The sequence below is a fragment of the Ruficoccus amylovorans genome, from assembly GCF_014230085.1.
GTDB classification, from domain to species: Bacteria; Verrucomicrobiota; Verrucomicrobiia; order Opitutales; family Cerasicoccaceae; genus Ruficoccus; species Ruficoccus amylovorans.
Genome location: NZ_JACHVB010000064.1, coordinates 187455 through 198614, shown reverse-complemented (window position 1 = coordinate 198614; position 11160 = coordinate 187455). Strand labels below are relative to the sequence as shown.

The following is an 11160-nucleotide window of genomic DNA, read 5'->3' as shown; positions in this document are numbered from 1 at the left end:
CTCCGCCATCAGGGGCAAGGCGAGCAAGGGCATGACAGCGAGGCAGTGGAGGAGATTCATGGTGTCCGGGGTAAAGGGTGCAGGGAGGTCGGGAGCGGGCTCACGTAAGGGGGCAAAAACTACCTCAGGGTAACGTCGCCGTTGGGGCGGAGGGTGAGGTTTTTGCCGTTGAGGTTGAGGGTGGTCTCGTCGTAGGCGATGGACGAGGCTTGCACGAGGATGCGGCTTTCATCGGCGGCGGCAGCGAAGACACCAGAGAGGGTGGCCTTGGGGCCGTGCAGGCTGCTGGGCTGGCCGGGGTAGAGGCTGAGGCCGTTGTAGTAAACGTCATTGCCGGTGTCGGCCGAGACGTAGTACAGCACATCGGCATCGGCCACGGTGGGCGATTTGCCCTGCCGGAACTCCTCCTCGTTGCTCAGGCCGTCGCCGTCGTAATCATCTCCCGGCAGGACCTGGGCCGTGCTGGTGATGGCGTCGGAGTCGTCAGCATCGACGAGTGCCTGCTTCCAGTCCTCGGGGACCATGCCCCACGGGGAGAGCTCCGCTGGCATGGCGGTGGACACACGTAACGAGTCGATAAAGCCCTGGCTCTCGGACTGGCTCAACTGCTCGAAGCGGACCCGCGTGAAGCCGGCGATGGCCGTGTTGGCAAAGCCCACGTCAAGGGCAACCTCCGTCGCATCGGCCCAGAGGCTCCAGGTCTTGGCCGCGTAGTCGAGGCGGACATCGAAGCGCATCCAGTTGGCCGCGTTCACGGCCAGACCGGCATCCAGCCACTGGCTGCTGCCCCCGTCATAAACGTGCAGGGTGCCTGCCTCGTCGGTCGTGAAGTAAGCCGCCCCGAGCGTCTCGCGCTGCGAGAGGTCGGGCAGGCCGCCGGGGGTCAGTTTGGCATAAAAGCTCACCCAGACCACGCTCGCCCCGACCGGTGAAGCCAGCCACTGCTCGGCGGAAACCGCCTCGCTCGCCGCGGTCTCCAGGGTCACGGATTGAGTCCCGGCCTGCGCCTGCGCCGCGCTCACGGTCACCAGCGCCGAGTCGGTACGCCAACGGTTTTGCCCGCTCAGGGCGGCGACGCTGTAGCCCTCCGCGGGCTCGAATCCGGCCTGCCAGGAGTAGATGCCGTTGCTGTCCGCGCTGAGCGCGTTGAAACTCCCCGCCACCAGCGGGTCCTCGCCCAGTGTGCTTTCGGCACCATCGAGCAGGCCGTCGCCGTCCGTGTCCGGGTTGGTAAAGTCGGTCCCGGCGGCCAGCTCCGCCAGCGTGCCCAGCCCGTCCCGGTCCAGGTCGTAATAATCATCGCGCACCATGCCGGTCGGGTCGGCCGAGTAGGCGTTCTCCGGGTCGTAACCGTGAGCGGCAGCGGCGATTTCCCAGGCATTGCTCAGGCCGTCACCGTCGTTGTCGAGATCGGCGGGCTCGGTGTAGCCGACCTGCACCGCGTCCAGGTAAGTCTCACCGCCCTCGGACTCCGTCATCCGGAAGGACTGAAAGAACGGCACCGCGTTGGCAAAGCCAAGTCCATTGGCCAGGCGCACCCCGTTGAGGTACACCGCCCAGCGCTGCGTGGTGTAGTTGAGCTGGACGGTGAGCCGCTGCCACTGATCGCTCTGGACGTGCTCGTGGGCCAGTGTCTGCCAGCCGCCCATCGGCAGGACCGCGCCGTCAAAAGCCCGCAGCAGCCCCTCGTCGTTAAAGTAAAAGCCCGCCGATGTCGCCGCACTCAGGGCGGGTTCCTCGGCCAGCATTCCCGGCTTGAGCGCGAAGTCCACCCAGACCACGGTGTCGGGCACCGCCGTGAAGAGATTATAAAGCGCCGTCGAGGAGGTGGAGGCGTTGACAAACACCGAGTAACTGCCAGCGGCGGCCTCGGCACTGCTGAGCTGCGGCTCATTGCCTCCCTGATAGGCCCAACCGCCCGCACTGGTCACGTTGGCCGTGGGGTGGTTCTCAAAACTGTCCGTGTAGGGCAGCGCAGCCAGGGTGTAGTTGTCCGCCGCCGCCGGATCGCCCCCGAAGGCGAATTCCCACCCGTCATGCACGCCGTCCCCGTCGCTGTCCGGGTTGCCCGCCGCCAGGTCGTAGAGGAACTCGTGGATGTTCGCGATCCCGTCAAAGTCGAGGTCCCCGTAGCGGTCGTCCATGTTCGGGTTCAGGCCGCTGGCGATTTCGTAGGCGTCGCTCATGCCGTCCCCGTCGCTGTCGAGGAAGATCGGGTTGTCGTACCCGGCGTAGAAGAAGTCAAAATACACCGGTGCCAGCCCACCGCCCTTGAGCCGGAACGAGCTGAAACTCTCCAGCACATCGTCAATAAAGCCCAAGTCCGTCGCCACGAGGTCTTCGTCCAGGTACAGGTCCCAGGTCTTGGTCGCGTAGTTGAGCCGGTAGGTCAGGCGTATCCAGTTTGTGGATACACCGTCGTTCAACGCAAAGGAGCGCGGCACCAGTTGCCACTCTCCGCCGCCCTGCCCGTCGCCATGCACGGCGTACAGCCAGCCCGCGCCCGCACTCTCCACCACGCCGGTCATGGCCGAGGTCTCCGTACTGGAAACCTGCGGCAGGCTCTCCTGCGACCCGGCCATGGGTTTTAAGTAAAAATCGACAAAGGTCACCGCCCCCGGCTGAGCACCGCCGAAGCTCCCCCTCAGAAAGCCCGACACCCCGTCCGGAAACAAAATCGACTGCGCCGCCGAAGCCGAATCAACCGCGGTCACTACCGCGCCCGAACCGCCCGCGCTCCAGGGAGCCAGGCCCGGCGGATTGCCGGGCACATACCCCGCCGCCGACTCGAAATCCGTCTCATACGGCAAGGAAACCTGCCCGCTCAAGGGGCCGGTGAAGAGGGCTAGCGAAAGCCCGAAAACGGCTGCGCTAACTCGGAACATGGGGAGCCTTTCCGAGGTTAACGCCTGCCGGGCAGAATCTTTGCCGCGAAGCGGGCCAGCTTCCCCTCCGGATTCCTGCGCCCCAGAAACATCAGCAGGTACGCGGTCAGAATAAAGCCGCCGATCCCGGACATTTCGATCAGGGTCCCCCCCGAGGGCTCCTGAGCACTCAGGACGGAAGAGGTGGCAAGCAAGACAACAAGAGGCAGGGCAGTAGGTTTCATAGCAAACAGGGTTATCTTCGGAAAACCAATCACAGTAAGATTTTATTACAAAAAACTGGCAAGCCTTTTATTTCGGATAAACAAATCTGATAAAGGCGAGAAGCCCATCGATCACCCGAGAAACCGCTAACCGCTACCACCCCGCACCCACCTCACAGGCCGGAAAAGTCCGTCGGAAACAACTCCTCCCGGGGTGCGGTTAGCAGATGCAGCCCCTTGCCATCGGCACGCAGAGACCGACAACACCCGACAAGCCCGTCCGGCTCGCAGGGAAGGCGGAGGCAGGCTTGCGCCAGTGCCGGTTGATCCTCCGGCAGGCTCCGGGCAGTCACCACAAGCAGTCGTCCCTCAAGCGAACGCAGGAATGCCGGGAAGTCCGGAGAGCCCTGCTCCAGTTCCTCCAGCAAGAGCCCCAGGCTGGTCGCATCGACCGTCAGCAGGCGGTCCGCCGCCATCTGGTGCCGTCGGGCCAGGGCACGCCCGGCCAGGCAGGCCAGCAGGCCCCCGATGGCACCGAAGCCGAACGCGGCCGAGACACTGAAGAGCCCGCCGACCACGCCGCTGCGGAGAGCCGTCGTCAACGCCTCCGAGGGCGATTGCCCGGCGATCCCGTAGCCGACGGTCAGCCCGATGAGCGCGGAGGTCAGGGACGCCCCGAAGAAGCTCTGCGGGTCCACGTAGACCGAGAAGGTCTTCCAGGCCGAGACCACCCCCGCCAGCACGTTCTCGATCCCACCGGCGAGCAGGAACGGGTTTTCCAACCAGCAGCCCAGCACGACCTCCACGCCGCCTTCGACAAAGGTATCCACGAACGTCCAGGCCCCCATGTCCAGCGTGCCGCTGAAGGCCTGCATGAGGTCCGCGCTGCCCTCGGCCACCGCGAACAGGCCGACTCCGGCGTCGCAGGCGTTGACATTCAGCCAGCCGTTGGAAATCCCCATCCCTTCCAGCCACTGCCCCAGGCCGGCCCGTGAGAAGCCGGGAATGGGGATGCCCGCTTCTCGATCCCGCCGGCGAGCAGAAACGGGTTTTCCAACCAGCAGCCCAGCACGACCTCCACGCCGCCTTCGACAAAGGTATCCACGAACGTCCAAGGCCCCATGTCCAGCGTGCCGCTGAAGGCCTGCATGAGGTCCGCGCTGCCCTCGGCCACCGCGAACAGGCCGACTCCGGCGTCACAGGCGTTGACATTCAGCCAGCCGTTGGAAATCCCCATCCCTTCCAGCCACTGCCCCAGGCCGGCCCGTGAGAAGCCGGGAATGGGGATGCCCGCCTTGGTCGGGAAATCCGTCAGCAGGACGTGTCCCGCGTGCCTGTAGCCCTCCACGATCCCGTGCTGGGAGAAGGTGCCCGGCAGGTCGAGAAGCAGGTCGTGCCCGGCCTTCCAACGGTGTCCGCCGCCGGAGGCCAGCGAGTCCGCCAGCGGGAACTTCGCAAAAAACGGAAACAGCCCGTCCACGAAGTGGCCTTCCAACGGTGTCCGCCGCCGGAGGCCAGCGAGTCCGCCAGCGGGAACTTCGCAAAAAACGGAAACAGCCCGTCCACGAAGTGACGCAGTTGAGCCGCGGGCAGGTGCAGGTAGGCGAACTGTCCCGGCACGATGTAGGCGAGCGCTTCCATGGGAGGCCGTTCTTACGAGTCGGAAAGGGCCTCCCCGTACTGGGGCCAGATCGCCTCGACCGCCTGGTTGACGGAGTTCTTGAGCACCCGCATGAAACGTTCGGTGTCCTTCTGCGGACTGCCGGTCAACACAAAGTACCCCGCCACCGCCGCAATGGCGATACCCGTCGAGATCCAGCCCACCGGACCGGCGATGGAACTGCCCATGAAGAAGGCCGTCGTGGCCGCCACGGCACCCGCCCCCCAGCCGAGAGCCGCTCCGATCCCGCCGATAACCATGGCGATCCCGGCGGCCCCGCCGCCGACTCCGACCGCCGCCTTGATCAGGTTTTCACGCTCCCGGCCCGAGGGGGCCAGCACCGCCTCGCTCAGCTTGCAGGCCGCCTCCACCTGCGGCGGCGTCACCTTCAGCTTGTGCTTGAAAATGTTGCGGACCGCCGTCGTCAACGTAATCGCGTCAACATAGTGCAGGAAACGCTCCTTGGCGGGCTTGTCGCTCATGATCTGCGCGAACTTCGCATCCAGCGTGCTCTCAAGGAGGGCTTTGAATTCATCTACGTCCATGGTTGTCCTTGTCGTTTGTGGGTGAATTGGTTGAAAATCTGGGGCATCAAACTGTGAACACTGTCCCGGCCTGATTGGTCATCGCCAGTTGGTGTATATGTTGTAGGCGATGAGGCGGGCCAACCCATCAGGCATGTACATACGACTGTAGCTGAGGGGCTTTTTATTGGATATGCTGTATCTGATAGGGTTTTGGTCTGAACTGAAAAACATGACCTCGGTCAGCAGCCATCAAGGCGGTCCAGCCGTATTGGGTTTGGGCATTCGGAAGCGCCCCCGCCTTCAGCAGGGCCCGGACGACCTCGGTGGTGTTTTCCTGGGCCGCATACATCAGCGGGGTCAACTCATCGTCATCGGCGTCGTTCGGGTCCGCCCCGGCTGCGATCAGGGCCTGAATGACCACCACCGAGGAGTTGGAGAGGGCCGCGTACATCAACGCCGTCGCACCGTAGCGGTTTCTCCCGTTGGGATCCTCCCCGGCCCGCACAAGCCTGCCAATGACCGCCGGGTCGTCCGTCTGCCTCGCCGCCTGCCCCAAGGGAGTCCACAACACCGCTGCCCGTGAGCCAGAAGACACTCCGGGCTCAGCAGGGTTAACACAGCCTTCCTCTTTAGAAGAAGAGACCGTTGCCGCACAGCCACAAAGACCGGCAAACCCCAACCAGACGAAGGACGTTATGAGCAGAATCAGTAGTTTTACCATGGCCCGACAACCCCAGCGATCACTGGTAACAATAGCAAGCCTTTTCCACTATGATCGCTGGGGTGAATTCAGTCGAACGTGTCGCCCAAAGAAGCCGAGAGCTGCGCCAGAAACATGGTATGACCCAGCAGGAGCTGGCGGAGCTCGCCGACATGTCCGAGAAATTCCTTCAGCAGATCGAGTCCTGCCGCAAGAAGGAGATCTGGGTCAGCACGGTCGAGCGGATCGCCCGGGCCTTCAGCCTGGAAGCCCATGAGTTCCTCGCCCCGACCCTCCCCACGAAGTCAAAACCCGTCCGCAAGGTCGCCAGCAGCCGCGTCCACAAGTAAGCCGCTCACCTTCTCCTGCTCATCTTCTCTGAATAGAGGACACCGCACGGGGCCGGAACTCTTCATCGGCCTGGCCACCCGGCGAGGAGAAGCAGGGCCGCAGGGCCTCTCCGTCCGCTCCACCTGGAGTACCTTTCAAGAGGGATGAAGCGGAGGAAATCACATCAAGGAGACACCGGTCCCCCAGGGACCCTGGGGACCCAAAGGGCAGATCGTTTGACATAGGGCCCCTGGGGACCGGTGTCTCATCAACGCCCCCAAGGGGGGAGTTTAAGGGGCAAAAGGGGCAAAAAGCCCCCTTTTTCCAGCCATTATCCCCGCTCAAGGAGGCTTCCAACGACGCCTAAAGGCCCACCCACCACGCCCTGATCGGAATATCATGACAGGGCTCCTCTACGTGCCCACTTCTACTAGACCTTGCTACTCAGATAACTAACAGGGCACTGAACATGACGTGCGGGGTATTTGGCCCTATGATAACGAAAAAAATCGGGCCAAAATGAGAGAGTGAGACATTCTCCACAATCGGACTCCCCTACTAACACACAAGACTCCGCCCTCCTGTGTCGCCCGGCGTCAGCCATGCGGCCCTCCAACCAAACCGTACCCTCCCCCTTCCCCATCGGGATTACACAGACTTGCGGCAGGCCCGGAACGCCGGAGCCGAAGAATGTGAAGCGAGATTAGCCTCGCCCGAACCTCTCCCGGGCATGCTGACGCTGCCAGTAACCATTCTTCGGAAGCTCGATGCTTTTTACCAATACTCCTACAACTGAGCCTTCTGCCTACGCAGACTCTCCACCGGACGCTTCGGACGCATATCTTGTAATTCCTATCAGGCTAGAATAACAAGAATCTTCGGGTTAGAGAAACTGCTGCTGTATCTTTGTCGAAGGACACGCGATTTGCCAATCATTTGCCAAAAAACAAGCATTTATATGCACTTCCATGCATCTGACGTCCGCCTCAGCCTCTCGTAAGACGCTGGTAACTAACAAAAAGTGAAATCAGATGAAAATAGGTGAAGTACTCAAGCGGGTTCGAATCCCCGTGGGGACGCCACTTTTCAAGTTTAAGTGGCAAAAGTTTTTGGACATCAGCCAGTTGTTGGAAACCAGCTTCTTACTATCGAGCGTCTTGATCTGATTGCCAGCCAGCCAACGCTTGATGGGCTTGGCGATGAAGGTACTTCGTCTTCCTCGTTTCAATATCGATTAGCTGGACTGTAACAGAAAATCATCTCAATCGCAATGGACCTGTTTCGGGGGCTCAGGCAGCTTGGCCCATTAATTACAAAGCGTACAGGTAATAGCTCGCACCGAGTGGCCACCAAAATGCCGCTTGAGTTGCTTGACACTCGTTTGCCGCCGGAGGAACGAACTCGGCGTGAGATGCGGCCGCATGCAGTCGAGCCAAAGCTGGGCGGCCTCCATAAACTCGACCTTGGTCTTGCCCTCATTAGTGTCGATGCGGTCCACCTTTTCACGCAGGCCAGCCAGGCGGCGTTCCGCCAGCTTGCGGTCCCGCGTCTTAAGTGAACGGCGGATTTGCTTGCCGCCCCCTTTGAGCAAAGCATAGTAACCCCCTGATGGCTGATACCGGTAAAGATTCTCAGCAACCTTCACGAACTGGCCGCTTCCTGCGTCGGCTTGCTTCGTCTTGGGCATGCTTTGAATCTAATGGGTTACAAAACACAGTGAAAAGTCATATCTTTCCCAGCAACACCAGACTCTCAAGTCGATCTATATAAACTACTTGTCCCCATAGTTCAATGGATAGAACCGCGGTTTCCTAAACCGTTAATCCGAGTTCGAGTCTCGGTGGGGGCACCAGGAAATAGAGCCTATCCGATAACCAATTGGAGCGATTCACAGGTTGCACCTCGCCGGACAAAGCGTTTTTTTTGAGGGGTCGTTTGGTTTCGTACGTTAAAGGTCGATATGCAGGAACACGAGATAGACACGATTCTTACACAGATAAAAGATTCGGAGCTTCCCCCTTGTCCGTCCTCACTGGAAGCCCGGATATTGCGCCGTGTTCACCAGGATCAGGTCATTGAAACATCCAATTGGCTGAGCTGGCTCGGGGCATTCGCACCCAGCACCACAGCGATTGTGGCCAGTGTCGCGCTATTGGCACTGGGTAGCGCGTTCTTCACGGCCCTCTCGGCATCGGCTTACGCAAGCCAAAACGGACGCCAAGCCGCCGCCAGCCAAGCCCTCGATTTTGACTTCGTCAGGCAGACCGAGTTGGTAAAATTCGAAAAATAATCAACCTTTCGTCAGCCGATGAGCAACCGCCCCCCACCTCCCTCCGTAGTCCGCCGCTGGCTACTCCTGTTCGCCCTGCTGGTCGTCGTCTGCGCAAGCATTTCGCTTATCACCGCACGGTTGGTCATCCGCAACGAAGTCCCAACCAATCAACCGGTTCGCGGCACACATTGGCTGAGCCAGGAGCTCGGCCTGAGCCCCGAGGAAACAGCCCGCATAGAAGCTTTCGATGCCGGGTACCGTGCCCGCCGAGAAACCTTGTTAGAGACCTTTCATCAACGTATTGCCGAACTCTCCGAACTTCTGCGCACCCACAACCAATACTCGCCGGAGGTCACCGATGCCGTCCACCGCCTGCACGCCGTCCACGGCCAGCTACAGGCCTTGTCCATCGAACATTACTATGAAATGCTTAATGTACTGCCTCCGGACAAGCAGGATAAACTTCGCGACATAGCGGTAGAGGCACTCAGCCAACCGGAATAACGGCGGGCGGTGATGGATGAGGATCTGCCAATTCTGGAGCGCATTCAAGGAGGCGACGAATACGGGCTCAAAGCGCTCATGCAGCGCCATCGCGAGGCCGTCTTCCACTTCACGTTGCGCTACTGCGGTAATGAGGCGGACGCAGCCGAGTTGACCTCGGAGACTTTTTTCCGGGTCTACAAGTACGCGCACAGGTATCAGCCTCGCGCGAAGGTACGCACCTGGATATTTGCCATCGCAGCCAACCTCAGCCGGGACCACCTCCGCCGACACAAGAAACGCTGTAAAGACATCTCACTGCAGACAGCACTCAGCGATGCTGCCCCAAGGCGGCTTGAAGAGGAGATTCCTGGCGGAGAACGCACTCCCGCCGAGCGTACCGATTTGCGCGAGCGTATGCGCGCTGTACAGGCCGTGATTCAAACACTTCCTCACAAGCTGCGCTTTCCCCTCGTCTTTTGCGTGCTCGAAGACAACTCCCACGAGGAGTGCGCCGCCGTGCTCGGGATCAGCGCCAAGGCCGTCGAGACACGCATCTACCGTGCCCGAAAGATCTTACAGAAAAATCTGAAAGATTTTTGAGGGATAGAGGACTTTCACGTTGGCTATTGCACAAACGCAAGCCGAGACCGCGAATCCAGGCATCCGAGGCCCATTAGCATGTGGCCTATACCGAAAAGCTCTCGCCGCACGAACAACTGGAGGCGGCGTTCGGGTTGGAAAACTTAAAGCCGCCGCCGACCATCTTATCCGAGTAGTCCAGCGTCGTCCCCTTGATGTAAAGCGCGCTCTTGGAATCCACGACCGCCTGTGCCCCGCCCGAGTACACCACGATGTCGCCCTTCTTCGGAGTGGTCACGAACTTCATCTTGTACGAGAGGCCGTTGCAGCCACCGCCGGTGATGGCCACGCGCAGGTACTCGCCCTTGTTTTCGCGCGCGATGAGTTGGTGCAGTTTTTCGCCCGCACTGTCGGTGAGCTTGATCAGGCGCTCGTCGCCCACCCGCACGCCGTCGGGTAATTCTGTGGTCGGAGAAGATATCATGGGATTGCTTTTAAGGAAAACCACGCTGGCCAAAAAAGCAAGGGCCGGCTCGGAATGAAAAACCAGCCTCATCCGCGACCAGACTCTACATCAACACGCCGGCCAGCTCAATCGCCCGCAGAAAACTTCCGGCATCGGCCTTGCCCTGACCAGCGATTCCGAAGGCCGTGCCGTGGTCCGGACTCGTCCGCACGAAGGGCAGGCCGAGCGTGATATTGACCGCCCGGTCGAAGTCCACCGCCTTGAGCGGCGCGAGCCCCTGGTCGTGATACATGGCGATAATGACATCGAACTCGCCCTGAAGCTGTCGGTGAAAAAGCGTATCGCCCGGCTCGCACTTCGAGAGGCCGGGGTAGGTCTCACGCAGCACGTCGAGCATCGGGTCGAGTTGCCCCTGCTCCTCGTAGCCGATCAGACCGCCCTCGCCCGCGTGCGGGTTCAGACCGCACACCCCGATACGAGGCGTGGACGCGCCGAGCTTGCGCGCCAGGCGATCGGCGTTTTTCACCGCCCGCTCGACCGACTCGCGCGTCAGGTGGTTCATCACCTCCATCAGCGGCACGTGCCAAGTGGCAAGAACAACGGTCAACTTGCCACCGGCGAAGGCCATCGTCGGCTCGCCATACCAGCGCTCGGCAAAAAACTCCGTCTGCCCCGGCCAGGTCCCCCCGGCCTGCGACATCCAGGCCTTGCTCACCGGCCCCGTCACCACCGCGCTGTACCGGCCCTGGCGACAACCGTAGGCAGCCTCGTCGAGCGCCTCCAACGCGACCACCGCACCCTCGACCGAGGGCTTCCCCGGATCGGCCCTAAAGCCCGGCTCGCCCACTTCCTTGGCCTGCGCATAGTCCAGTGTGGAAAGCCACGAGGCCGGACCGACCGGGCAGACTTTTTCGCGCAGCTCGGGGTGCTCTTTAAAAATTTTCGCGACGATCTCCGGGCCGACTCCGGCCGGGTCTCCGCAGGTGATGGCGATGGGTTTGTCAATCATGGGAGGAATAGATTAACCGCAAAGACGCGAAGGCGCAAAGGTT

Annotated in this window: 13 protein-coding genes and 1 tRNA gene; 5 read left to right on the top strand and 9 right to left on the bottom strand. The window is 61.2% G+C overall.

Features of this window, described 5'->3' with window-relative positions; genetic code table 11:
- Nucleotides 1–119: 119 nt before the first annotated feature.
- From H5P28_RS19555 to H5P28_RS19960, 6 genes are all read right to left on the bottom strand, one after another.
- Nucleotides 120–2885 carry a thrombospondin type 3 repeat-containing protein gene (locus tag H5P28_RS19555; RefSeq protein WP_185676386.1) on the bottom strand — a complete coding sequence of 922 codons (2766 nt, stop codon included), beginning with the start codon at nucleotides 2883–2885 and terminating at the stop codon, nucleotides 120–122.
- A gap of 17 nt (nucleotides 2886–2902) precedes the next feature.
- Nucleotides 2903–3109 carry a hypothetical protein gene (locus H5P28_RS19550; RefSeq protein ID WP_185677374.1) on the bottom strand — a complete coding sequence of 69 codons (207 nt, stop codon included), beginning with the start codon at nucleotides 3107–3109 and terminating at the stop codon, nucleotides 2903–2905.
- A gap of 152 nt (nucleotides 3110–3261) precedes the next feature.
- Nucleotides 3262–4050, bottom strand: a complete 789-nt coding sequence (locus H5P28_RS19545) for a hypothetical protein (RefSeq protein WP_185677373.1) — start codon at nucleotides 4048–4050, stop codon at nucleotides 3262–3264.
- On the bottom strand, nucleotides 4026–4568 hold the full coding sequence (locus tag H5P28_RS19540) for a hypothetical protein (protein WP_185677372.1): 543 nt from the start codon (nucleotides 4566–4568) through the stop codon (nucleotides 4026–4028). Before H5P28_RS19540 ends, H5P28_RS19545 begins: the two co-directional genes overlap by 25 nt.
- Nucleotides 4569–4741: 173 nt before the next feature.
- Nucleotides 4742–5293 carry a hypothetical protein gene (locus tag H5P28_RS19535; protein WP_185677371.1) on the bottom strand — a complete coding sequence of 184 codons (552 nt, stop codon included), beginning with the start codon at nucleotides 5291–5293 and terminating at the stop codon, nucleotides 4742–4744.
- A gap of 163 nt (nucleotides 5294–5456) precedes the next feature.
- On the bottom strand, nucleotides 5457–5870 hold the full coding sequence (locus H5P28_RS19960) for an ankyrin repeat domain-containing protein (RefSeq protein WP_185677370.1): 414 nt from the start codon (nucleotides 5868–5870) through the stop codon (nucleotides 5457–5459).
- A gap of 188 nt (nucleotides 5871–6058) precedes the next feature.
- Between H5P28_RS19960 and H5P28_RS19525 the strand changes: the two genes are divergently transcribed.
- Complete coding sequence (locus tag H5P28_RS19525) at nucleotides 6059–6325, top strand: helix-turn-helix domain-containing protein (RefSeq protein ID WP_185677369.1); 267 nt, start codon at nucleotides 6059–6061, stop codon at nucleotides 6323–6325.
- A gap of 1286 nt (nucleotides 6326–7611) precedes the next feature.
- Here H5P28_RS19525 and H5P28_RS19520 read toward each other — a convergent pair.
- A complete protein-coding gene (locus tag H5P28_RS19520) occupies nucleotides 7612–7992 on the bottom strand; it encodes a hypothetical protein (RefSeq protein WP_185677368.1) in 381 nt (126 codons plus the stop codon).
- A 90-nt stretch (nucleotides 7993–8082) separates the two neighbouring features.
- On the opposite strand from H5P28_RS19520, the gene H5P28_RS19515 reads away from it, so the two are divergent.
- The 4 genes from H5P28_RS19515 to H5P28_RS19500 all read left to right on the top strand — a co-directional run bounded on the left by H5P28_RS19515 (nucleotide 8083) and on the right by H5P28_RS19500 (nucleotide 9663).
- Nucleotides 8083–8157, top strand: a tRNA-Arg gene (locus H5P28_RS19515).
- Nucleotides 8158–8265: 108 nt separating this feature from the next.
- Entirely contained in the window at nucleotides 8266–8595 is a 330-nt protein-coding gene (locus H5P28_RS19510; RefSeq protein ID WP_185677367.1) for a hypothetical protein, read from the top strand.
- Between the two features lie 18 nt (nucleotides 8596–8613).
- Nucleotides 8614–9081 carry a periplasmic heavy metal sensor gene (locus tag H5P28_RS19505; protein ID WP_185677366.1) on the top strand — a complete coding sequence of 156 codons (468 nt, stop codon included), beginning with the start codon at nucleotides 8614–8616 and terminating at the stop codon, nucleotides 9079–9081.
- 12 nt (nucleotides 9082–9093) lie between these two features.
- Nucleotides 9094–9663, top strand: a complete 570-nt coding sequence (locus tag H5P28_RS19500) for an RNA polymerase sigma factor (RefSeq protein ID WP_185677365.1) — start codon at nucleotides 9094–9096, stop codon at nucleotides 9661–9663.
- Between the two features lie 85 nt (nucleotides 9664–9748).
- Here H5P28_RS19500 and H5P28_RS19495 read toward each other — a convergent pair whose 3' ends face one another.
- On the bottom strand, nucleotides 9749–10126 hold the full coding sequence (locus tag H5P28_RS19495) for a HesB/IscA family protein (RefSeq protein ID WP_185677364.1): 378 nt from the start codon (nucleotides 10124–10126) through the stop codon (nucleotides 9749–9751).
- A gap of 85 nt (nucleotides 10127–10211) precedes the next feature.
- Nucleotides 10212–11117, bottom strand: a complete 906-nt coding sequence (locus tag H5P28_RS19490; RefSeq protein ID WP_185677363.1) for a PdxA family dehydrogenase — start codon at nucleotides 11115–11117, stop codon at nucleotides 10212–10214.
- Nucleotides 11118–11160 lie beyond the last annotated feature (43 nt).

Excerpts from the sequence above, each read along its gene's own strand:
- H5P28_RS19510 (WP_185677367.1), top strand. The coding sequence starts at position 8,266 with ATGCAGGAACACGAGATAGACACGATTCTTACACAGATAAAAGATTCG.
- H5P28_RS19545 (WP_185677373.1), bottom strand. The coding sequence starts at position 4,050 with ATGGGGATTTCCAACGGCTGGCTGAATGTCAACGCCTGCGACGCCGGA.
- H5P28_RS19500 (WP_185677365.1), top strand. The coding sequence starts at position 9,094 with ATGGATGAGGATCTGCCAATTCTGGAGCGCATTCAAGGAGGCGACGAA.
- H5P28_RS19495 (WP_185677364.1), bottom strand. The coding sequence starts at position 10,126 with ATGATATCTTCTCCGACCACAGAATTACCCGACGGCGTGCGGGTGGGC.
- H5P28_RS19505 (WP_185677366.1), top strand. The coding sequence starts at position 8,614 with ATGAGCAACCGCCCCCCACCTCCCTCCGTAGTCCGCCGCTGGCTACTC.
- H5P28_RS19520 (WP_185677368.1), bottom strand. The coding sequence starts at position 7,992 with ATGCCCAAGACGAAGCAAGCCGACGCAGGAAGCGGCCAGTTCGTGAAG.
- H5P28_RS19535 (WP_185677371.1), bottom strand. The coding sequence starts at position 5,293 with ATGGACGTAGATGAATTCAAAGCCCTCCTTGAGAGCACGCTGGATGCG.
- H5P28_RS19550 (WP_185677374.1), bottom strand. The coding sequence starts at position 3,109 with ATGAAACCTACTGCCCTGCCTCTTGTTGTCTTGCTTGCCACCTCTTCC.
- H5P28_RS19555 (WP_185676386.1), bottom strand. The coding sequence starts at position 2,885 with ATGTTCCGAGTTAGCGCAGCCGTTTTCGGGCTTTCGCTAGCCCTCTTC.
- H5P28_RS19490 (WP_185677363.1), bottom strand. The coding sequence starts at position 11,117 with ATGATTGACAAACCCATCGCCATCACCTGCGGAGACCCGGCCGGAGTC.